The sequence below is a fragment of the Bacillus sp. FSL R5-0443 genome (genome assembly GCF_038608285.1).
Classification (GTDB): Bacteria; Bacillota; Bacilli; order Bacillales; family Bacillaceae; genus Bacillus; species Bacillus velezensis.
The window spans coordinates 2,391,040-2,412,751 of the sequence record NZ_CP152013.1; the positions used below are offsets into that span (position 1 = coordinate 2,391,040).

A 21,712-nucleotide genomic window follows, 5' to 3' on the forward strand; every position below is an offset into this window, starting at 1 on the left:
GCCCATAGGAAGTATACCAAATTCACGAGGCTTGTACCAACTAAGATTAATTGAGCTCAATATCGGCAGAATAGATCTTCTTTATACCATCTCTCGTTTCCAAGAGAAGAACTCCCTCATCATCAATGCCGAGCGATTTCCCGTAAAACGTCCCTTGCAGCGTTCTCGCTCTGAGCTCGTTCCCCAGTCCGACCGCATAGCTTTCCCATAGCAGCTTGATCGGTGTAAAGCCGTGCTTCAAGTAATCCTGATAGCGTTTTTCAAAAGTCAGCAGAATCTCTTGTATCAGACCCGCTCTGTCAATTTTCTCGCCGGCTTCCATGCTCAGGCTCGTCGCAATGTCCTGAAGCTCGCCGGGAAAATCGGTTTCCTGCTGGTTCACGTTGATCCCGATCCCGAGAATAACCGAACGGACACGGTCTTCTTCCGCCTGCAGCTCAGTTAAAATCCCGACGGCTTTTTTGCCGTGAATCATTAAATCATTCGGCCATTTAATGGCGGGCTGTACACCTGTAAAAGCCTCGATGGCCTGTACGACCGCAACGGCAGATAACAGGGTGAGCTGCGGCGTTTTTTGCAAAGGAACGTCGGGTCTCAGAATGAGGCTCATCCAAATCCCGTTTCCCTCCTGTGAATGCCATACTCTGGCCATTCTTCCTCTGCCTGCCGTTTGTTTATCGGCGACTACGAGTGTCCCTTCCGGCGCGCCGTCATTGGCAAGTTCATGAGCGGTTTTTTGGGTGGACGGCAGGACGTCCCGGTAATGAAGCTGTTTGCCCAAAACCTCTGTTTTCAGCCCGAAACGGATTTCGGACTCACTGAGTTTCCCCGGTTTTTTAATGAGCCTGTACCCTTTTCGCCTGACCGCCTCAACCTCATAGCCCTCTTTGCGGAGCTCCTCTATATGTTTCCAAACGGCGGTTCTCGAGCAGCCGAGCGCGTCACTTATTTTCTGCCCGGAGATAAAGCCGTCACCCGCTTCAGAAAATAAATCAATTAATCGGGTTCTTAATGTTGATCCCATGATGCGAGCCACTCCTTTATGTCATGTTTTCGGTTAGGGAGCTTCCCTGCCAATACCGCTTCTTCGATCCGGCGAAGTTCTTCGGCCACCCATTTACCCGCGCGGCGGTTTCTGAGCTCCATCAGATCAGCGCCTGAAATGTCGAGGTCTCGAAGGCTTTTGATCGGCAGCTGCTCATACAGGCTCTGAACCTCTTTCAGCTTTTGTTCATCAATCGTCTTATGCTTTTTCAGCATCCCGATTTTAACGGCTGAAAACAGCGCCTCTCCCGCCCGGTACATCGCTTCCGCTTCCAGCTGCGCCGGATAAACGCTTATGATCTGCACCGCTTTTTTTATGACTTTTCCCGGCAGTTTCCATTGTTTTAAAAACGCCTCGGCGCTTTTCGGACAAAGACCGAGAAACAATAACAGCGCTGCCCAGCGTTCTTCGCGTGCATCTAAAGAAGAAAAGGGAAATCCGCTTGCTTCCAGCATTTGCTGCTCATAACCGGAAAGGCCGGGCAGCTCTTGTATCAGACCTGTCTGCACCATCGTTTGAATTGCTTCCTGTGAGAAAGCGCCCTGCAGCAGCTTTTCAAACTCGACGGTCTTTCGTTCTACTGATACATGTGCCAAAAGCTCCCTGTCTTTTATGACGGCCTCTCTTGTTTCTTTTTCTAACAGAAAGCCGAGCTGACTCATAAAGCGGACGGCTCTCATCATCCGCAGAGCGTCTTCCCGAAAACGGTCTTCAGGATTACCCACCGTACGGATCAGCTTTTGTCCGATATCATGTGCGCCTCCGAAATAATCAAGCAGCTCTCCTTCGGCAGACATCGCCATCGCATTAATCGTTAAGTCTCTCCGCTTTAAGTCTTCTGATAAAGAAGTAATGAACCGCACAGCTTCAGGGCGCCGGTAGTCCTTATATTCTGATTCGGCACGAAAAGTGGTGACTTCATAGGTTTCATCTTCCCACAGGACGATGACGGTGCCGTGCTCTTTTCCTACATCGACAGTCCGCTTAAAGAGACGCTCCACCTCATTCGGCGAAGCGCTGGTTGCGATGTCCACATCACCTATTTTTCGTTTCATATAGCTGTCTCTGACGGCTCCCCCGACAAAGTACGCCTGATGGCCCGCCTTCATCAGGTGATGAAGGATGGGGAGGGCTTTGACAAATTCCTGTTCCATAAGATCACTCCGGTCCTGCCAATTCGTCATAAATCCGTTCATACTGACTGACGATTCTTTGCGAAGAAAAGGCGGTCTCCACCATTTTCAGCGCATGATCAGTCAATCGTTTGCTGAGCTGTTTATCTTCTAAAACGGCAAGCGCCTTTTCAGATGCCGTCTGAATATCGCCGACTTCCACCAGAAAACCGCTTAATTGATCTTTAATCACTTCCGGGATTCCGCCGATATTTGTTCCGATGCACGGCACGCCGCAGGCCATCGCCTCCAGAAGTACGAGTCCGAAACTTTCTTTTTCAGAAAGAAGGAGCTTAAGGTCACTGATGGAATACAGCTCTTCCACCCTGTCCTGATTTCCGAGGAGCAGCACTTGATCCTGCAGGCCGTATTTTTCGACTAGCTGCCAAGCGACGCACTTTTCCGGTCCGTCGCCGACAAGCAGGAGCTTCGCCTTTGTTTTGGCTGCGATATTACGGAAAACGCGGATGACATCTTTAACACGTTTTACCTTTCTGAAGTTCGAGACATGGATGACGACTTTTTCATCCGGCAAAATGCCATGTTTCTCTTTTATACTCTCTGTATTTTTCTTAAGATAAACACGTTCATCAATAAAGTTGTAGATGGTCTCAATTTTTTTATCCGGCTTGATTAAGTCATATGTTTCTCCGGCAAGCGCGGTTGATACCGCCGTCACTCTGTCGGACGCTTCGATGGCAAAACGGATTAAATCTTTTAATGACGGATCATATCCTAAAACGGTGATGTCCGTACCGTGAAGCGTCGTCACGATGCCGATGTCGCGCTTGAGCATCTGTTTGGCAAGATAAGCGCATACCGCATGCGGCAGCGCATAATGCGCGTGAATGATATCAAGATTTTCCCGCGCGGCAACCTCGGCGATTTTGCTCGCCAGCGTAAGATCATAAGGCGGATATTTAAATACCGCGTATTGGTTGACTTCCACCTCATGAAAATGAATATTCGGATGATATGTATTTAATCTGAACGGGATGCTTGATGTGATGAAATGAACCTGGTGCCCTTTTTCCGCAAGCAGCTTGCCGAGTTCCGTCGCAATAATACCCGAGCCTCCGACACTCGGGTAGCATGTAATCCCTATTTTTAATGGTCTCATTGTCCGCCCCCAAAAACATCATCATTCAAAACGGGAAGCTGTTTTGAAAAGAAGCCTTCGGCATACCCCGTCCCGGCTTCTTTGCCATACAGTTTTTCCCGCGCTTCCACCATTTCGATATAACCGTTGGTCAGCGGTGTGTTCACTGACTGCGCCGTAGGAATAAACTGGCTTTGATAGGCGTGCAGGCTTTCTTTTTTCAGATCGATGGTTTCCGTTATGTCGATTACAAAGTCCGGACGGTGAAACCCGTTGATCATATAATAGTATACGCGCTGAGCCTTATGAGCCGGCAGTTCCTGGTGATCTCTGTATTTATGAATTCCCGCCGAGAACACCGCTTCTTCGACCAAAGCCGCCGCATTGCCGTGGTCAGGATGGCGGTCTTTCGGATAAGGCATGAAAACGGTTTTCGGCCGGCAGGCTCTGATGACACTGACAATCCGGCGGATGCCGTCCTCACTTTTCAAAAGCCCGCGGTCGGGAAGCGTAAGCTGGATTCTCTCTTTTACGCCGAGAATTCGGGCCGCCTTTGCCGCTTCTTCTTTTCTTATCCCTACCGTTCCGTTGGATGATAGTTCGGCCTCGGTCAAATCGCATATCACCGCGGTTTTTCCTTGAGCCGTAAATTTTGCGATCGTGCCGCCCATACCGATCTCGACATCATCACTATGGGCGCCGAACGCCAGAATATCAACGTGTTCAGACATTCGGCTCTCCTCCGCGCACAAGATTGCGGAAATCAAATGCCCCGCCGTCCAGCGTCCGGACGAGGATTTCCGCTGTCCCCATATTTGTGGCGAGCGGGATCGCGTATACGTCACACAGCCGGATCAGCGCCGAGACATCCGGTTCATGAGGCTGCGCAGTTAACGGATCGCGCAGAAAAATGACGAGATCCAGGGCATTTGCCGCAATCAATGCGCCGATTTGCTGATCCCCGCCGAGCGGGCCGGATTGAAAACGTTCAACAGACAATCCGGTCGCTTCCTGGATTTTCAGGCCTGTCGTACCTGTCGCGTATAACTCATGATGGCTCAGTATATCTTTATATGCGGTCGTAAACTGAACCATATCCTGCTTTTTTTTATCGTGAGCAATCAAAGCGATTTTCATTTGATGTTCTCCCCCTTGCCGATTCAGTCGATAATATTTTCGAGTCCGTATACAAGCTGGTCGATTTTCATCACTTGCTCCACTGACAGCTTCACTCCTGACATAAAGGAAGCCCGGTTATAGGAGTCATGGCGCAGTTTCAGCGTCTGGCCGTCCATGCCGAACATGACTTCCTGGTGGGCGATAAGGCCCGGCAGACGCACGCTGTGAAGGCGGATGCCGTTTAATTCAGCACCGCGGGCGCCCGGCAGAATTTCTTTTTCATCAGGATGGCCCTGCTGCTTTTCTGTACGGACGCTTGAGATCATTTCCGCTGTTTTCAGCGCCGTTCCGCTCGGGGCATCCAGCTTTTGATCATGATGAAGCTCAATGATTTCTACATCTTCAAAATAGTTGGCGGCCATTTGTGAGAACTTCATCATCAGCACCGCGCCCAATGCAAAGTTCGGAGCGATGATGGCGCCGATTCCTTTTTCTTCAGTCAAGGCTTGAAGCTCCTCTAAATCCGCTTCAGAAAATCCGGTCGTTCCCACAACGGGGCGGACGCCGTGTTCAAGAGCGGCTTTCGTATGTTTTTTGCCGATTTCAGGCGTTGTCAAATCGATCAGCACATCCGGTTTTGTTTCTTGAAAACATGCGCGGATATCCGTATAAATAAGAGCGTCTGAATCAGCTGACATCACTTCCCGCAATGTTTGCTGATCGTATGTATGGTCAATGGCGCCGACAAGCTCAAAATGAGGCGTGCGGACGGCAAGTTTTACGGCCTCCTGGCCCATTCTGCCTCTCGGTCCTGCAATGACGACTTTAATGGTTTCATTTGACATGGTTTCTCCTACTTTCCTTCTTCTTTTCTAGTCCAGCGGTCTTTATCACGTGTATTAAATTTATGCATGACGCGGTTATGAGCTTCCACCAATGAAATATCAAGGGAGTTGGCGAGGCAGATCAGGACGAACAGCACATCGCCCATTTCCTCTTCCATGCTTTTCTCATTTTCCGTCGTTTTCTTCGGCTTTTCCCCATAATAATGGTTGACTTCTCTTGCAAGTTCGCCCAGTTCTTCCGTGAGACGGGCCATCATGGCAAGCGGGCTGAAATAGCCTTCTTTGAATTGGCCGATATATTCATCGACCTCAGCTTGTAAGTCTTTCATCGTTTTGTCACTCACTGTGCGAATACCTCCTGTCATCTCTTCCATGTTAGCTAATTCAAGTACATTTGACAAATGTTAAAAACGGCAGTTTGCTGTTTTCTTTTGTATCCACTATAATATTTACGCAATCTTATGGAAGGAAAAGGGGTTTGATGCAATGCTTGGAGAAATCAGAATCAAAAACATTTGCTTTATTTTAATCGGCGCCGCTGTTTTTTCATTCGGACTGGTTCACTTTAATATGCAGAACAATTTGGCGGAAGGCGGATTTACCGGCATTACGCTGCTTTTATATGCGTTATTCCACATCAGCCCTTCTATTTCCAACCTGGTATTGAACATTCCTATCTTTTTCATCGGCTGGCGTATGCTCGGCCGGACGATGTTTGTCTATACCCTGATCGGCACCGTCTCTCTTTCCGTTTTTCTGAGTGTTTTTCAGCGCTACGAAATTCATATGCCGCTGTCGCATGATTTAGCGCTGGCCGCCTTATTCGCCGGTGTATTTATCGGCGCGGGTCTCGGCATTATTTTTAAATACGGCGGCACGACGGGCGGGGTCGATATCATCGCCAGGCTGATCAACAAATTTTTCGGAATCCCGATGGGCCGGACGATGTTTGCCTTTGACGCCTGTGTCATTTTGCTTTCTTTGTTTACGTATCTTTCTTACAAGGAAGCGATGTACACGCTTGTAGCCGTTTTTGTCGCTGCGAGATTGATTGATTTTATCCAGGAAGGCGGCTATGCCGCAAAAGGGGCAACGATTATTTCTTCGAAAAACGATTTGATCCAGCAAAAAATCATTGAAGAGATGGAGCGCGGCGTCACTGTTTTAAAAGGACAGGGATCATATACAAAAGAAGACAGGGACGTTCTTTACTGCGTCGTTCCGAAAAACGAAATTGTGCTTTTGAAAAGCGTCATCACTTCCGTTGACCCGCACGCCTTTGTTGCAGTAAGCGACGTTCATGATGTGCTCGGCGAAGGATTTACGCTTGATGAAAATAAAAATCCGATCAGACGATAATAAAAAGGCGGCTTTTGCCGCCTTTACTGTTTGTGTTTCCATTTGACAACCGGTGATTTTTTCTTTTTTAATCGGCGGGCGAATGCCGGACTGACATTGAGCGTCTGTTCGACGAAGCGCTGCGGCGTCAGTGCCAGCCATTGGTTTAAGGAGACGTCTTCGAAACGGTCGCTTTTGAAAATTTCCAGAAAGCGAAGTACGGTGTCACCGGTATTCTGAACATAATGTCCCATTGCAAAAGGAACATATCCTACGTCACCTGCTTGATAGTTAAATGTCCGCGCTCTTCCCTCCGCCGCAAACACCGTCATTTTCGCTTCTCCTGAAAGATAATACTGCCACTCGTCCGAATTCGGATGCCAATGCAATTCTCTCATGCCTCCGGGTTCGACTTCCACGAGAGCTGCGGCAATCGTTTTTGACACCTTAAACGTTTTTGAATCGACAATCTTTACTCTTCCCCCGCTGGTAACAAGGGGCTCCTGCCGGGAAAGCTTGTAGCTGAACGGCTCCAAAACGGTGCCTTCCGGGGAAGAAACTGCTGCCTTTTCAATCGGGGGAGGCGGTTCCAGCTGGAACATGTAACGCTCTTTTTTATGGATGTAAGCCAAATCATACCCGGGAACACCGAAGTTCGCCTCCAGCACGCTGCGCGGGGTATGGGCAAACCAGTCCGTTACTGAAAAGGTGCTGTTTTCTGAAAAAGAGCCGTCATCAAAGACGAGCAAAAACTCACTGCCCTGCTCTAATCCTTGAATGGAATGAGGAATGCCGGAAGGAAAATACCACAGATCCCCTTCACTTACGTTGTCAATAAAATTCCTTCCATTTTGATCGACCGCAGTTAAACGGACTCCTCCGTTAATCACATATCCCCATTCGGCTTCTTTATGCCAATGAAGCTCCCGCACAGCTCCCGGCTTCAGTCTCATGTTCACCGCCGCGATGTTTTTGGATACCGGCAGTTCCCTGACCGTCACCTCTCTGGACCATCCGCCGTCTTCAAGCCTCATATGCGTATCAGAAAATGAGAATTTCAAGTTTTGAACCGTTCCTGCATCCGTTGAAGGCGGAACGAGCATGTCAGGATTCTGGAAGTCACGCGCGAGGTTTCGCGGTCCTTCGTCAGTCGCCCCTTTTCTGCCTCTGATCGGCTGCGGGAGGTGTTTTGAAGCCAATTGCTGGATGAGTTTTTTCACTGCCTTAGCTCCTTTACAGCAATTTGTGTTTATTTAGACTTAGGATACTCACGCTTTTTCTCTTTCTTTTTTTCCGCTCTGTATTTTCGGTAGCCGACATATGTCAGCGCAGTAATAATGATACCGCCTGTTGTCAGAATGACCCAGAGCAGCGAAGGGTCAGCGTCATCCCGCTCCACCTTGTCAAAAACCCGCTTTAAATCCTGCTGCAGGAGCGTCAGACGCTCAAGCTTTGTTCCTTTTGTCATCTGCTGAAACCCGTCCTGCTCAATCACCTCGATATGTTTCGCCACCGTATCAAGCTGGCCGGCCGACACATCCATTGTCAGGCTGGGATAAATTAAATCATATAATGATATAAATTCATTCCACTTTTCATTGAAATTTTCACTTCCGTTTCCGCTGACATCTTCTTTTAAGGCGCTGAATGTCGCCATAATCGGTCTTTCAAGCGAACCCCACAGCGGATCGGAGTGGTCTTCCATCGCATCCATTACCAACCTGAACTGGGCGGCTGCCCGGATTTTTTCGGTATCTGAGGCGTCTGCCTGTTTCAGAACGCGCACTAAATCATTGAAACCCAGAGTAACCTGCCTGACTTCGGCGCCGCTCAGTGAGTTTACGTGTGTCATTTTTTTCTTAAAGTAGCCAAGCACTTGCAGAGCCTCATCATACTGCGAATGCCGCGTCATTTGGAAAACGGTATCCGAAAGGTCGTTCAGTTCCTTGAGACCGCCCTCATCTTCAGCTTTGGCAGTTGTGATGAAACACATAAGAGCAAGTAAAAGACAGATCGTCAGCTTTCGTTTCATAGAGGTCCCTCCCACTCCTTCTCTTTACAGAATATGAGGAGCGGGACAAGGTTAGACCAAGATTCTATCAGTGTAAGTCAAGCTTTATCCGTCTTTTAGAAATCACCAAATAGTATGCAAGGCCGAGTGAAAATATGCTCAGCCAGAATGTAGCATAGCCGATCACTTGCATATAGTCATTGAGCATTGAGTAGCGAGGCATCATGCCGAAAAGATAATCAATGACATCATTATGAAGCGTCCAAACAGCGGCAACGGCAAGATGCCATAACCGGAACCGAAAATACGGGCTGTATAAAACGCCTTGAACGGCCATGGCAAAATGTGAAGCAATCAGCATGTACCCTTCCCAAGGCATCTGCCCCATTTTGACCAGCACAAAGACATTCATTCCGACCGCCCACAGCCCGTATTTTACAAGGGTTACAAGAGCCAGCGCTTCAAACAGCGGCGCGTTTCTTCCCATGAGAAATGCCAGAAGCACGAACAGGAAGAAAAACGTCGCCGTCGGGCTGTCAGGCACAAATATCAGAAATCGGAACGGCGTGTCCGCAAGCTGAGGCACATACCAATAATAGCCGTACACCGTACCGATAAAATTAACGGCAAGAACAAGCAGAAGCATGCCGCGCAACCCTAAAAGATAAGAAATCCACCTCATACCATCAACTCTCAGTCCGTAAAAAGTATGTATCATGCAAAAAAAGCTGACATCCGGTCAGCTCTTTTCATAAAAGTATATCCTGCTATTGTCTACTTCACAATACGTTATTTCGCTGTCGTTTCAGAAATGAACTTCGCCAGCTGATCAAGCTGTTTGTCATTCCCTTTAAAAATACCGGCTGGCATCTGCCCTTTCCCTTTAACGGCGATTTTTTTAATTTCTTCCGGGCTCAGCCCGTTATCGACCAGGGACGGACCGGCGCTCCCGCCTTGAAGATTATCCCCGTGACAGGAAATACAGCCTTGTTCTTTAAATACCTTATAACCGTCTGATTCAGTATCAATGGCGGCTTCTTTTTTGATTTTCCCTTGCTCCTCCGCCTTCGCCCAGTCATGCGTCGCGACTGACTGCCACGTTAAAAAGACCGTAGCGCAAAGCGCCAAAAGCATCATGCCGACCGCAACCGGACGCTTCCACGGCCTTCTTTCAGACCCCCTGTCGAGAAACGGCGCCAAAAGCAGCGACCCGAAGGCAAGACCCGGTATAATCATCGCGCCGATAACGGTGTAGCTCCCTGCGGCATATTCATATTTTAATAGCTGGTATAAAAATAGAAAATACCAATCCGGCAGCGGAATATACCCTGTATCCGTCGGGTCCGCCACCCGTTCCAAAGGCGGCTCGTGCACAATCGTTAAAACGAGAAATCCGACGAGGAAAACGGCCCCGACCATCCATTCTTTCAGCAGGAAGTTCGGCCAAAACGCCTCTGTCTTTCCAGGATACTCTGAATAGTCTTTCGGTATATTCGGTTTTTTTTCAGCCGGTATCCTTGAATCTCCTACAAACTTCATTCCTTTCCCCCGGTGCATGTCATCCCCTCCCTTTTATATCAGATTTGTATTAAAGCGGTCCTGAAATTCCCTGCTTGCGGATCATGACAAAGTGGGCGCCCATGAGCGCAAACAAAGCGGCAGGGAGAAAAAATACGTGAATCGCAAAAAATCTCGTCAGCGTTTGGGCGCCGACAATATCGTGGTGGCCGGCAAGAAGAGTTTTCACCTGCGCTCCGATCAATGGCGTCGCCTCCGCAATCTGAAGACCTACCTTTGTCGCAAACAGCGCCTTCATATCCCATGGAAGCAGATACCCTGTAAAACCGAGACCGAGCATCACAAAAAAGATCAGAACACCGACGATCCAGTTCAATTCCCGAGGCTTTTTATAAGCTCCCTGAAAGAAAACCCGCAGCGTATGTAAAAACATCATCACAATGACTAAACTTGCACCCCAATGGTGCATACCCCTTACAATCTGCCCGAAAGCGACTTCATTCTGCAAATAATACACAGATTCCCACGCGTTTTTTATATCCGGCACATAATACATCGTTAAAAACATCCCGGACAACACTTGGATAACGGTTACAAAAAACGTCAAACCGCCGAAACAATAGACAAAAGCCGAGAAATGGTGAGCGGGATTTACATGTTCCGGCACTTCATGGTCGGCGATATCCCGCCACATCGGCGTAATATCGAGACGTTCATCCACCCAGTCATAAATTTTGTTCAGCATGTCACCCTTCCCCCCTAGGCTTTGCTTTTCCAAGATACAAAAAGCCGTCCTTTACTTTTTGCTCATAACGGTCAAGAGGCGCGAGCGGCGGCGTGCCCGGAACGTTCGTGCCGTCTTTTTCATACAGCCCGTAATGGCAGGGACAAAAGAACTTGTTCGGATTTTTAGGATCATTGTTCCAGTTTACGGTGCAGCCCAAATGCTTACAGATCGGAGAAAGCGCTATAATTTCATCCCCATGCTTGTAAACCCAGGCTGACCTGGATTCTTCCGATTCGTACCAGGCGTCGACTTGATGAATTTTAAAGTCAAACCGCTTCGGCTCCTTCGTCAGCTCATCCACACTGACAACCTGCACCATTTTTTGATCTCCCGTCGGTTTTAATACCGGGTCCAGCGCAAAACGGACCATGGGCATAAGCGCACTGGCGGCCATAAATCCCCCCACGCCGGTGAGCGCATAGTTTAAAAATTGTCTTCTTGATATATCTTGTTTTCCGCCCATCTCTTCCCCCCCTAAAGATTGACCAAAAATTAACTAAAATAGAAAATAATTCTGAGATTTGACACCCTCATAATATATGAATCTTTCAGCAAGGTCAACAGAGGCAAAACGGGTGTTTTGCGGGATGCCTGGTGTTTTTAAGAATTGTTCCACTTCTGTAACAAAACGTTCAAAATTTCTCCGCACTTGTCATCCGCAATTTTTCTCTTTAAAGAGTCTTTCATATGTTCAAACGGAACGGCAGGTATGTATATGACATCAGACCCTATTTCAAAATCCTTCCATTTTTCGTCTGCCGTCAGGAACAAGACGTGCCGAAAGTTGGTCATCACCTCGTCTTTGAGTTTTTGAAGCAGGGCGATTTGTGATTGGTCTATATCAACATATGTATAAGAGGGGAATAAATATACCCGTCCCTTCAATTGGCGCTCAAGCTCTTCAGAAAGCAATTGGGTGCTTTCCCCCTGTTCAACGGCCTCTTTTAAGCCTCCTGAAGATGTTATGGAAATTAACGGAATGACAGCGGTATCAATGTAATCCGCAGATTGTAAATAGGCATCGGCATCAGCGGCCCTCCATCTCATGTCTCGTTCCTCCTCTTTACGCAACAAGCCTTGCATATTCTGCAAGGCTGTCATTTATGTGAGCTGATTCAATTGGCGGGAAAGCTTTTCAAATGTTTCTTTGTCGTGGCGGTCCAGCGCCTCGTCGATATCTTTAAGCAGCTTTTCCCGCCGGAAAGTGGAGATGGCATGTTCTAATATTTTTTCGGCCATCCCCTGATCCTGTTTATTTTCAAACAGGTCTTTCGGCAGATGCGGATTTGATTCAAGAACAGCGGCATATTCCGGTGAGCTGTAGGCCGAACGGAAATTCAGCTGGATAAATAAATCCTGCTGTTTATTTAACCGGATGTCGTGAAAAGATTTTTCCGCGTCCGTAGTCATGACATTTTCTTTGTAAAACCTAAACGGCACCTCATCAACGCAATGAGTAGACATGATAATGCCTCTCGGGCAAAATTCGGCTTGTTCTACAAAATGGACTTTTTCCATTAATGAATCATGACTCATTAAATAATTTAAAATCCAGACGCACTCCCGGCGTTTAAGCTGATAATGATTTAAAAACCAACGGATAAAATCCTTTTTTTCATTGACAGAAACAGGGGTCTGCATGTAATTCCCTCCTCTATCGATCGTATAATCTGACATCACTTATACATTCAGCAAGCATGGTCCAAAATCCTGCTTATCTTAAAAATTCATCCTCTATCCGTAAGATTGTTTCTTCAAGCTCTTCGTTTGTTCCATCCATTGAAAGCACTTGTTTTAAAAGCGGCAGCGCTTCTTTCTGGAGACCCTCTTCCAATAAGAAGTGAGCGTATTCATATAAGAAATCCCGATCATCCTGATAATGGAGATACGCAGCTTCGAAGCTTTTTTTCGCTTCAGCGTATTGCTCAAGGCCTGTATAAGCACCCGCCAAATACCAATTGTATTTCGGATCTTCTTCTCCGTAGCCGCGGACTTCCTGAATCAGATCAATAATCTCTTCAAAGCTTTCTTCTTTATGATAGACGGCTAAAAGCGTATGGAGCGCTTCCACGTAACCCGGATCGAGCGCCAGCGCTTCCTGAAGAAGCTTTTTGCCTTCCTCTTCGTTGCCGAGCTTTAACGCCATTTTCGCCGCATAGAGAAAAAGCTCTTTATTGTATTCATCGTAAGTAATACCTTCTTTAGCGGTTTTTAATGCATCTTCATACATGCCTTCTGCCTCGTAGCTTTTTGCAAGCGGCATATAAAGCGATGAATAGGAAGGATCAAGCCCTTTTAAATCAGACAGCTGCTTGATGGCTGTTTTGACCATTCCCGCCTGATAGGCTGTGAACCCGTACCCGAAAATCGTATTCGGTTCTGTATGTTCTGCCGCCGCTTTTTCATACCATGAAATCGCTTCCTCAAATTCACCCGCCGCGCTCAATGACTCAGCCAGCCTCTGATGAACATTTACGCCGCCGATTTCGTGCCGTTCTTTTGCCGTCTCTTCATAGTAAGGAACGGCTTTTGCATATGATCCCTGAGTGAAGTATAATTCCCCCAGAGCGAAATCAATAACAGGTTCATCTTGTAACATCGCTTTCGCCTGTAACAGCTTTTGCTCACTTACTTCAAATAAGCCCTGCATCTGATACAGATCAGCCATTAAAAGAAGGCTTTCCGCGTAAGACGGGTCTTCCGGAGAAATTGTCTCCAGCACCTCTAGAGCTTTTTCTTCTTCATCAATATCTATTAACAATTCGGCGTAAAAATTCGTCAGCTCAGACTCATCCGGATAAAGGTCATGCAGATCACTGATCAGCGCTAACGCTTTTTCGGCGTTTCCCCATTCATAGTAGAGCTGGGCTGCAATGGCTTTGTCTTCGTCATGAAGCTGCGTTTCAGCTTTTGAAAGCGCTTTGAGTCCCTTTTCGGTTTCACCTGCTTCAACTAATTTTATGGCTTCTTGGATCAATGTATTCAAATCAGACCGGTCCTTTCTTTTCCTATACCTCATCAACCAATGAAAAGGGTTTTTATTCGGGTTATTCTTATCATAATTCAGACAGGGCCTGCCCGCAAATAAGATGCTTCACCCGGCATTATAGTTTATCAGAAAATGGTTAACAGGAAAACGGCAAAAAAGGGGACGGCATCTTTATACGCAAACAGCGCAATTTGTTCCGGCTGTTTCTGTAACGAAAACGCATTCCCCCTTTCTGTTATTTTCTGTTTAAGACAAGCTATGTCAAAGCCCAAAGTTTTATGACACATGAAGAAAAAAGCCCGAAGAATCGGGACTGACCCCATAATATGAGACAAACAAAAAACACCTTCAAGTTTGAAAACGGATCGTTGTTATCCGAAATTAGACTTGGAGGTGTTTTTCTATGAGGGCAAGAGTGAGTTATCCGGTTGAAGTCAAACAGAAGGCTGTAGAAATGAGATTGGCGGGCGTGCCTGTGAAGGAGATCATGCAGGAATTGAATATAAAGAATAAGACGCAGGTGCAGACATGGGTCAGGTGGTATAAAGCTGGGGACACACATCGATTCGAACAACCTGTCGGAAAGCAATATTCTTATGGAAAAGGTCCAGAGTATTCTTCCGAATTAGAGAAACTGCAGGCAGAAAATCGTTATCTGAGACAACAGAATGAAGTGTTAAAAAAGTACAACGAATTGGAAAGGAAGCTGATAGCGAAACGCCAGTCGAGCTTGTAGAAGCATTGCGCAGCACAATGACCATAAAGGATATCTGTATTCATTTAGGTATCTCTCGAGCGTCTTATTATCGTTGGAAGAATAATCTGATGAAGGATCATCCCAAGCGCCATTTGGAAAAACAAATCGGCACGTTGTGCCGAGAGCACAAGTATCGATATGGATATCGAAAAATCACAGCCATACTAAAAAAGAGAATGTGTATTAACCATAAAACGGTTCAACGTATTATGCAGAAGAATCAATGGCAGTGTCGGGTTAAGGTGAAAAAGCGCAAGAAGGATGGGCAGCCATATGCCGTGGCCGAGAATATATTGGATCGGAACTTTCAGTCTGATCGCCCTCTGGAAAAGCTAGTAACGGATATCACATATTTGCCTTATGGGCAGAAACAATTGTATCTTTCCAGTATATTGGATTTATACAATGGAGAAGTGATTGCTTTTACGATTGGCGATAGACAGGACACAGCCTTTGTCTTAGACACACTTGATCAGCTACCAATGCTGCCTGAGAACTGCGTGTTACATAGTGACCAAGGTTCTGTGTATACATCTTACGAGTATCAAAAAGCTGTTAAAACAAAAGGCATTACCATGAGCATGTCCCGTAAAGGGACACCCGCTGATAATGCCTCCATCGAATCGTTTCATTCCTCACTAAAGTCTGAAACGTTCTACCTCGACAGGTTGGAAAGCACTACGACGACCATCGTAGAGCAAACTGTCGAAACCTATATATACTATTATAACAACATTCGTATTCAAACGAAACTAAACAACCAGCCGCCGGTCACATACCGACAGCTGGCTGCTTAAAGGTGTTTTGATCCCTGTCTCAAAAACGGGGGTCAGTCCCAATCGTCTTCAGGCTTTTTTGGCTAATTGATCTAAATGCTCAAAAAATGTCGGATATGAGACATGGATTGCCTCAGTATCACGGATGTCAATCGGCTCTTCTGTCAGGCATGAAGCGATACCGAGCATCATGCCGATGCGGTGGTCACCGTGGCTTGACACATCGGCTCCGCCCGCAAGCGTTTTTTTGCCGTGTATTTTCATGCCGTCTTCAGTCGGTTCAATGTCTGCGCCGATTTTCCGGAGCTCTGATACGACGGTGTCGATCCGGTTCGTTTCCTTCACCTTCAGCTCCGCAGCGTCTTTAATGACAGTTGTGCCTTCAGCCTGCGTTGCCAAAAGGGCGATAATCGGGATCTCGTCAATTAAACGGGGAATGATTTCTCCGCCGATTTCTGCCGCTTTCAGATCTGAAGTTTCAATAACCAGGTCTCCGTAAGGCTCCGCGCTGTCCGCTTCTGAAGGAATCACTTCAAGTGAAGCCCCCATTTGCTTTAAGACATCAATCATTCCCGTGCGTGTCGGGTTCAGGCCGACGTTTTTCAGCACAATCCGGCTTCCGGGAACGACAGCGCCTGCCGCGAGGAAAAAGGCTGCTGAAGAAATATCGCCGGGCACGAAAATATCAGCCCCCCGAAGCTTCTGACCGCCCGTTACGGAGGCGCTCGTCTCCGTTTCCGCAAGCTCGGCGCCAAAAGCGTTCAGCATCCGTTCCGTATGGTCTCTTGATTTATGAGGCTCAGTGACGGTCGTCGTCCCTTCAGCCTGCAATCCGGCAAGCAGCACGGCGGATTTGATCTGCGCGCTTGCAACAGGGGAGACGTAATCAATGCCTTTCAATTGTCCGCCTCTTACGGATAAAGGCGTAAATCCTCCGTCCGCTCTTCCGTCAATCGCGGCTCCCATCTGTTTTAAAGGCTCCGTCACCCTCTTCATCGGGCGCTTTGCAATACTTTCGTCGCCCGCTACCGTACTGTGAAATGGGCGTCCGGCTAAAATGCCGAGCATCAGGCGGATGGTCGTGCCGGAATTTCCGACATCAAGAAGGCTGTCAGGCTCACAAAGTGCGTCAATGCCCTTCCCGTATATCGTTACATCACTTCCGTTTTGTTCAATGGAGACACCCATTTTTCTGAAGCAGGCAATGGTGCTCAGACAATCGGCTCCGGGCAAAAAGTTTTTTACCGTTGTGGTTCCTTCCGCAAGCGCTCCGAACATAACAGAACGGTGGGAGATGGATTTATCCCCCGGAATATGAATTTCACCGTTTAAAGACGTCACTTTTTCTCTTTTCAATGTTTTCCACCTCAGTCAGCGTAAAATGTGTCATATTTGGCGCGGGATTGAATGCAGGTTTCCGCACGCTTCCGGTCATCATCAGTCTGGAAACTGATTCTGAGAATTCCGTTAATATCTTCTCTTGTTTCGATAATGCGGATGTTGGTGATACTGATTTTTTCTTCTGCCAATATCGCCGTAATTTCCGAAATGACCCCCGGATGATCGGGAACATCGACATAAAGATCATAAAAGGACGGGATCGCTCCTTTTTGACGGAGCGGCAGACCGTCGCGATAATCTTTCGCTTTTTTAAAATATCCGAACAGGCTGTCCGCATCTTCATTTTCTACATAAGATTCGATCGTGTCAATCTCCCGTTTCCATTCTTTGAAGCGGTCAAGCAGTTTATCTTTGTTATGAAGAAGTATGTCCCTCCACATCGCCGGGCTGCTTGAGGCGATCCTGGTGATGTCCCGAAAACCGCCGGCTGCGAAACGTTTCAAAAACGGATAATCTTCTTCAGCATGATGAGCCTGATGTACGAGGCTTGCAGCAACGATATGAGGGAAATGGCTGATGACGCTCGTTACGCCGTCATGCTCCTCGGGGGTCATCTCCACAAAGTGGGCGTTTGCCGCTTTCAAAAGTTCCTTCAGATGCGTTACTGACTCTTTAGAAGTTGATTTTCCGGGTGTTAAAATATAAAACGCATTTTCGAATAAAAATTCTTTCGCTGCAGCGGCCCCGGATTTATGAGATCCCGCCATCGGATGACCGCCGACAAATTGATAGTGAGCCGGAAGCACTTTGTCGGCGTAGCTGACGACTTTCTGTTTCGTGCTGCCCACATCCGTAATCAGGAGTTCATGGGTGATGTCTGATGCGGCCAGCACATCGAGCATTTTCAGCGTTTGGGCGACAGGCGTGGCGATAATGACAACAGACGCTTGCTGCACACCTTCCGTAAATGAGCCGGCCCGCTCGTCAATAATTCCGAGCTTCAGCGCGGCAGTGAGTTGTTCTTCCGAAATATCCACACCGATAATCCGTTTATGCGGATGCTCCTTTTTGATGGCCAATGCGATCGATCCGCCGATCAGCCCGATCCCCGCAAGCAATATAGTATCCTTCATTTCACTCATTTCCTTTTTCAACTATTTTAATAGAGCAAAGAGGTGATGCCTGATCACCTCTTATAATATTTCAGCTAAAATTGTGAGAATTTCCTCATTCTGCTCTTTCGTACCGACCGTAATCCTTAACGCTGTCGGAAATCCGAGCGCCTGTCCTGAGCGGACGATATATCCTTTTTCCAACAGGGCTTGGAACAGTTCATCCGCCGGGCGGTTAAAATCAATGAGCACAAAGTTGGTTTGTGAAGGATAACAAGTTAATCCGTGAGTTTCTGCAAAATCATAATACTGCTTAAGGCCTGCTTTATTTTTCTCGACGCATTCCTGAATAAATGTCTGGTCATCAAGCGCTGCCAGTGCCGAAGCCTGACCGATTCTGCTCGTATTGAACGGCTCTCTCGCCGGTTCAATCTGGCGGATCAGTGCTTCGTCCGCAATGCCGTATCCGACGCGCAGCGCGGCAAGTCCGTACGCTTTAGAGAAGGTGCGGAGGATCATAACATTCGGATATTGCTTTAAAAGAGGAATGCTTTCTGGGTAATCTTCCGCCGTAACATACTCGTAGTACGCTTCATCAAGTACAACGAGTATATGCTCGGGAACTCTGTTTAAAAAGGCAATTAGCTCTTGCTCAGAAGTATATGTCCCCGTCGGATTATTGGGATTGCATACCCATATGACTTTCGTCTCGCCGTCAATTGCTTCCAGCATCCGGTCCAAATCATGAGCGCCGTCACTGCGGAGCGGAACCTCGCGCACCTCAGCGCCTTCAATCACCGCATTGTGTCTGTATTGCGGGAAAGTCGGGGCGGCGGTAATCGTGTTTGCCTGATCATTTAATAAAGAACGGCAGATAATCTGCACAAGCTCATCAGAGCCGTTGCCGAAAATGATCGAAGATTCACTGACCTGCAGATGCTCACTGAGCCGTGTTCTCAAAGCGGCACTGTAACCGTCGGGATACAGCGCAAGCTGCTCAATCTCCTGATGCAGCGCATCTTTAGCGACCTGTGAACAGCCGAACGGATTTTCGTTAGAAGCGAGTTTTACTACTTTCTCAAGCCCGTATTCCATTTTCACTTCTTCTATTGGTTTGCCCGGCTGATACGGTTTCAGCTGCCGCAGCTGTTCTTTAATCTGCAAATCCAGTCACCTCATTTTACACTGTACAGTCGTCCGAACGTCTTTGCGTATTCTTCAAATTCAAGAAGCGCATCAGCTCTTGTTCCGGGATTCACAAGCTTTGTTTTAAGCTCTTCAACTTTTTTGACAAGCGCGCTGCCGACAACGACACCGTCAGATATTTCATTCATCCCGTCAACCTGTTTGCGGTTTGAAATGCCAAAACCGACCGCCACCGGAACAGAGCTGAATTCTTTCACCTTACGTATGAAAGAGTATACAGACGGATCGAATTCGCTGCGTACGCCCGTCACTCCTAAAGAGGATACACAATACACAAAGCCGCAGGCCTGTTCAGTAATTATTTTCAAACGGTCTTCACTTGTCGGCGCAACCAGTGAGATATAAGCGATGTTCTCCTTTTTGCATGTCATTTGCAAAAGGGCGCTTTCCTCTAATGGAAGGTCGGGTACAAGCAGACCGTCTATGTCGTTTTCCCGCAGTAAAGCGAAAAAGTATTCTTTTTCTAATTGTAACACAGGATTATAATACGTAAAGAGGATAATTGGAATATGAACGCCGTTTTTTTTCATTTTGCCGCCAAGTTCAATTGCTTTTACGATATTCATTCCGTTTTCCAGAGCCCGTTTTGAAGCCCGTTGTATGACGGGTCCGTCCGCAAGCGGATCTGTGTAAGGAACGCCGATTTCAAGGGCAGAAGCGCCTGCATTCTGCAATGATATTGCCAGCTCAACAGAAATGTCAGGAAGCGGATCGCCAGCTGTAATAAAAGGGATAAATAATTTTTCGGAATCTCGCAGATTAAACATGTGTCTCCACCCCGTTTTCCAAAACATTCATCAGCGTATGAACATCTTTATCTCCTCTTCCCGATAAACTGACGAGAATGATTTTGTCTTTATCCATGTCTTTTGCCATTTCAAACGCTTTTGCCAGGGCGTGGGCAGATTCAATAGCCGGAAGAATACCTTCTGTTTCAGAAAGCAGACGTAACGCGGCAATCGCTTCATCGTCTGTCACGCTTTCGTACGTTACACGGCCGCTTTTATGCAGATAGGCGTGCTCAGGGCCGATCCCCGGGTAATCAAGGCCGGCTGAAATGGAATACGGTTCGATAATCTGCCCGTATTCATCTTGTATTAAATAGGTCATTGAACCGTGAATCACCCCGAGTGTCCCTTTTGCGATCGTTGCCGCATGCAGCGGCGTATCAATTCCTTTTCCGGCAGCCTCGGCGCCGATCAGCTCAATATCTTCGTCTAAAAAGGCCTGAAATATGCCCATCGCATTGCTTCCGCCGCCGACACATGCAACAACCTTGTCCGGGAGCGTTCCTTCAACCCGGCGGAGCTGTTCTTTCGCTTCCTCGCCGATGATTTTCTGAAATTCGCGAACGATATACGGATACGGGTGCGGCCCCACTACAGAACCGATAAGGTAGAAATGATCTTCACAATGCTGGACCCAATACCTGATCGCCTCATTCGTCGCATCTTTCAGCGTGCCGTTGCCGCTTGTGACCGGCACCACTTCCGCGCCGAGCAGTTTCATCCGGAATACGTTCAGCGACTGGCGTGCAACGTCTTCTTCACCCATAAAAACCGTACACTTAAAACCGAATTTTGCGGCGGCTGTTGCGGCAGCCACACCGTGCTGTCCCGCACCGGTTTCGGCGATGATTTTCGTTTTGCCCATCTTTTTAGCAAGCAGAATCTGGCCTAACGCGTTGTTAATTTTATGAGAGCCGGTATGGTTTAAATCTTCTCTTTTCAGATAGATTTTCGCCCCTCCCAAATACTCTGACACCCTGTCTGCGAACGTTAATGCGGTCGGTCTTCCGGAGTAATCAAACAGTAGTTTTTTATATTCGGCATGAAAAACGGGATCATTCTTTAATTCTTTGAAAGCCGTTTCGATTTCCTCAAGTGGCCGCATCAATGTTTCAGGGACAAATTTGCCGCCGAATTCGCCGTATCTTCCGATTTCATTTGGATATGGATACATAGTGGTTCATCCTTTCTTCTAAAAGCCGGATCAGTGTTTGATCCTTTTGTCCGTTTTTTTCAATTCCGCTGGCAAGATCTATACCGCACGGACGCGATCTCAGTAAGCCGGTAATCGTTTCAGGATTAACGCCGCCCGCAATAAAACAGCGCTTGCTTGCATTTTGAGCCTGCTTTCGGTACAAGGGGACACGAGCCCATGAAAACGCGATTCCCGTGCCGCCTCTCATTCCTTTTACTGAAGAATCAATGACATAGCCGTCGACAGCAGGTGCAAATTGAGCCATCTGACGAAGCGTCCCTTCCCCGTGATGGAGCGCTTTCCATATTTCCGAGCGCACAAGCGGACGGAGGCGGCGGGCATCCTCAGGCGATTCATCACCGTGAAGCTGGATGGCGTCAAGTGCCAGATCAGAGGCGATTTGCGCGATGTTTTCTATCGTTTCATTTACAAATACTCCGACATGTTTCTTGTCTGTCCAGACCTGCTCTTTCCATTTCCGGACCTCATCCGGCGTTACTCTCCGTTTGCTTGCGGCAAAAACAAATCCCAGATAATCCGCTCCTGAAGCTGCCGCAAGTTCGTAATCACGCTTCGATCGTATTCCGCAGTACTTTACCTCAGGCTTTTTCATA

General features: G+C 47.5%; 24 protein-coding genes. 2 read left to right on the forward strand and 22 right to left on the reverse strand.

What is annotated here, in order from left to right:
- Positions 1 to 46: 46 nt before the first annotated feature.
- The 7 genes from NYE28_RS11925 to NYE28_RS11955 are packed head-to-tail and all read right to left on the reverse strand — an operon-like array spanning position 47 to position 5,624.
- Positions 47 to 1,024 (reverse strand): biotin--[acetyl-CoA-carboxylase] ligase, encoded by a 978-nt coding sequence (locus NYE28_RS11925; protein ID WP_059368452.1) that lies wholly within the window; start codon positions 1,022 to 1,024, stop codon positions 47 to 49.
- The gene (locus NYE28_RS11930; protein ID WP_059368453.1) at positions 1,009 to 2,199 is read right to left on the reverse strand and encodes a CCA tRNA nucleotidyltransferase; all 1,191 of its coding nucleotides are present in this window, start codon (positions 2,197 to 2,199) and stop codon (positions 1,009 to 1,011) included. The genes NYE28_RS11925 and NYE28_RS11930 overlap by 16 nt, the downstream gene beginning before the upstream one ends.
- A 4-nt stretch (positions 2,200 to 2,203) precedes the next feature.
- On the reverse strand, positions 2,204 to 3,337 hold the full coding sequence (bshA, locus tag NYE28_RS11935) for an N-acetyl-alpha-D-glucosaminyl L-malate synthase BshA (protein WP_100001535.1): 1,134 nt from the start codon (positions 3,335 to 3,337) through the stop codon (positions 2,204 to 2,206).
- Positions 3,334 to 4,047 (reverse strand): bacillithiol biosynthesis deacetylase BshB1, encoded by a 714-nt coding sequence (gene bshB1, locus NYE28_RS11940; RefSeq protein ID WP_059368454.1) that lies wholly within the window; start codon positions 4,045 to 4,047, stop codon positions 3,334 to 3,336. Before bshB1 ends, bshA begins: the two co-directional genes overlap by 4 nt.
- Entirely contained in the window at positions 4,040 to 4,453 is a 414-nt protein-coding gene (gene mgsA, locus NYE28_RS11945) for a methylglyoxal synthase (RefSeq protein WP_003153499.1), read from the reverse strand. The genes bshB1 and mgsA overlap by 8 nt, the downstream gene beginning before the upstream one ends.
- A gap of 23 nt (positions 4,454 to 4,476) precedes the next feature.
- The gene (dapB, locus tag NYE28_RS11950) at positions 4,477 to 5,280 is read right to left on the reverse strand and encodes a 4-hydroxy-tetrahydrodipicolinate reductase (RefSeq protein WP_003153497.1); all 804 of its coding nucleotides are present in this window, start codon (positions 5,278 to 5,280) and stop codon (positions 4,477 to 4,479) included.
- 8 nt (positions 5,281 to 5,288) lie between these two features.
- Entirely contained in the window at positions 5,289 to 5,624 is a 336-nt protein-coding gene (locus tag NYE28_RS11955; protein ID WP_059368456.1) for a nucleotide pyrophosphohydrolase, read from the reverse strand.
- A gap of 142 nt (positions 5,625 to 5,766) precedes the next feature.
- On the opposite strand from NYE28_RS11955, the gene NYE28_RS11960 reads away from it, so the two are divergent.
- Positions 5,767 to 6,639: a YitT family protein gene (locus NYE28_RS11960; protein ID WP_003153493.1), complete on the forward strand. Its 873-nt coding sequence runs from the start codon at positions 5,767 to 5,769 to the stop codon at positions 6,637 to 6,639.
- A gap of 23 nt (positions 6,640 to 6,662) precedes the next feature.
- Here the strand turns inward: NYE28_RS11960 and NYE28_RS11965 are convergent, their stop codons facing one another.
- The 9 genes from NYE28_RS11965 to NYE28_RS12005 form a co-directional block, all read right to left on the reverse strand.
- Positions 6,663 to 7,838 carry an oxalate decarboxylase family bicupin gene (locus NYE28_RS11965; RefSeq protein WP_342490077.1) on the reverse strand — a complete coding sequence of 392 codons (1,176 nt, stop codon included), beginning with the start codon at positions 7,836 to 7,838 and terminating at the stop codon, positions 6,663 to 6,665.
- A gap of 29 nt (positions 7,839 to 7,867) precedes the next feature.
- Positions 7,868 to 8,650 carry a sporulation protein YpjB gene (ypjB, locus tag NYE28_RS11970; protein WP_007612217.1) on the reverse strand — a complete coding sequence of 261 codons (783 nt, stop codon included), beginning with the start codon at positions 8,648 to 8,650 and terminating at the stop codon, positions 7,868 to 7,870.
- Positions 8,651 to 8,717: 67 nt separating this feature from the next.
- The gene (locus NYE28_RS11975; RefSeq protein ID WP_007612218.1) at positions 8,718 to 9,311 is read right to left on the reverse strand and encodes a DUF1405 domain-containing protein; all 594 of its coding nucleotides are present in this window, start codon (positions 9,309 to 9,311) and stop codon (positions 8,718 to 8,720) included.
- A 107-nt stretch (positions 9,312 to 9,418) separates the two neighbouring features.
- Positions 9,419 to 10,186 (reverse strand): menaquinol-cytochrome c reductase cytochrome b/c subunit, encoded by a 768-nt coding sequence (locus NYE28_RS11980; protein ID WP_007409471.1) that lies wholly within the window; start codon positions 10,184 to 10,186, stop codon positions 9,419 to 9,421.
- A 31-nt stretch (positions 10,187 to 10,217) separates the two neighbouring features.
- The gene (locus tag NYE28_RS11985) at positions 10,218 to 10,892 is read right to left on the reverse strand and encodes a cytochrome b6 (RefSeq protein WP_003153485.1); all 675 of its coding nucleotides are present in this window, start codon (positions 10,890 to 10,892) and stop codon (positions 10,218 to 10,220) included.
- A gap of 1 nt (position 10,893) precedes the next feature.
- Positions 10,894 to 11,397, reverse strand: a complete 504-nt coding sequence (locus tag NYE28_RS11990) for a ubiquinol-cytochrome c reductase iron-sulfur subunit (RefSeq protein ID WP_003153484.1) — start codon at positions 11,395 to 11,397, stop codon at positions 10,894 to 10,896.
- Positions 11,398 to 11,534: 137 nt separating this feature from the next.
- Entirely contained in the window at positions 11,535 to 11,981 is a 447-nt protein-coding gene (locus NYE28_RS11995) for a YpiF family protein (protein WP_032866304.1), read from the reverse strand.
- 54 nt (positions 11,982 to 12,035) lie between these two features.
- A complete protein-coding gene (locus tag NYE28_RS12000; protein WP_015417715.1) occupies positions 12,036 to 12,575 on the reverse strand; it encodes a ReoY family proteolytic degradation factor in 540 nt (179 codons plus the stop codon).
- A 73-nt stretch (positions 12,576 to 12,648) separates the two neighbouring features.
- Positions 12,649 to 13,920, reverse strand: coding sequence for a tetratricopeptide repeat protein (locus tag NYE28_RS12005; protein WP_014418250.1), 1,272 nt, complete (start codon positions 13,918 to 13,920; stop codon positions 12,649 to 12,651).
- A gap of 406 nt (positions 13,921 to 14,326) precedes the next feature.
- Here NYE28_RS12005 and NYE28_RS12010 point away from each other — a divergent pair.
- Positions 14,327 to 15,477, forward strand: a protein-coding gene (locus NYE28_RS12010; protein WP_342490078.1) for an IS3 family transposase whose coding sequence is annotated in 2 segments (ribosomal slippage) — positions 14,327 to 14,600 and positions 14,600 to 15,477 — 1,152 coding nt in all. Because the reading frame shifts where the segments join, the coding sequence is not laid out codon by codon here.
- 48 nt (positions 15,478 to 15,525) lie between these two features.
- Here the strand turns inward: NYE28_RS12010 and aroA are convergent.
- From aroA to NYE28_RS12040, 6 genes are read right to left on the reverse strand one after another with little or no spacing between them, the layout of a single operon-like run.
- Positions 15,526 to 16,812, reverse strand: coding sequence for a 3-phosphoshikimate 1-carboxyvinyltransferase (gene aroA / locus NYE28_RS12015; RefSeq protein WP_065180552.1), 1,287 nt, complete (start codon positions 16,810 to 16,812; stop codon positions 15,526 to 15,528).
- 11 nt (positions 16,813 to 16,823) lie between these two features.
- A complete protein-coding gene (locus tag NYE28_RS12020) occupies positions 16,824 to 17,939 on the reverse strand; it encodes a prephenate dehydrogenase (RefSeq protein WP_085342375.1) in 1,116 nt (371 codons plus the stop codon).
- A gap of 51 nt (positions 17,940 to 17,990) precedes the next feature.
- Positions 17,991 to 19,073: a histidinol-phosphate transaminase gene (gene hisC / locus NYE28_RS12025; RefSeq protein WP_094031803.1), complete on the reverse strand. Its 1,083-nt coding sequence runs from the start codon at positions 19,071 to 19,073 to the stop codon at positions 17,991 to 17,993.
- An 11-nt stretch (positions 19,074 to 19,084) separates the two neighbouring features.
- A complete protein-coding gene (gene trpA / locus NYE28_RS12030) occupies positions 19,085 to 19,882 on the reverse strand; it encodes a tryptophan synthase subunit alpha (RefSeq protein WP_007612229.1) in 798 nt (265 codons plus the stop codon).
- Positions 19,875 to 21,077, reverse strand: a complete 1,203-nt coding sequence (gene trpB, locus NYE28_RS12035) for a tryptophan synthase subunit beta (RefSeq protein WP_020954213.1) — start codon at positions 21,075 to 21,077, stop codon at positions 19,875 to 19,877. Before trpB ends, trpA begins: the two co-directional genes overlap by 8 nt.
- Positions 21,058 to 21,711, reverse strand: coding sequence for a phosphoribosylanthranilate isomerase (locus tag NYE28_RS12040; protein ID WP_160223143.1), 654 nt, complete (start codon positions 21,709 to 21,711; stop codon positions 21,058 to 21,060). Before NYE28_RS12040 ends, trpB begins: the two co-directional genes overlap by 20 nt.
- Position 21,712 lies beyond the last annotated feature (1 nt).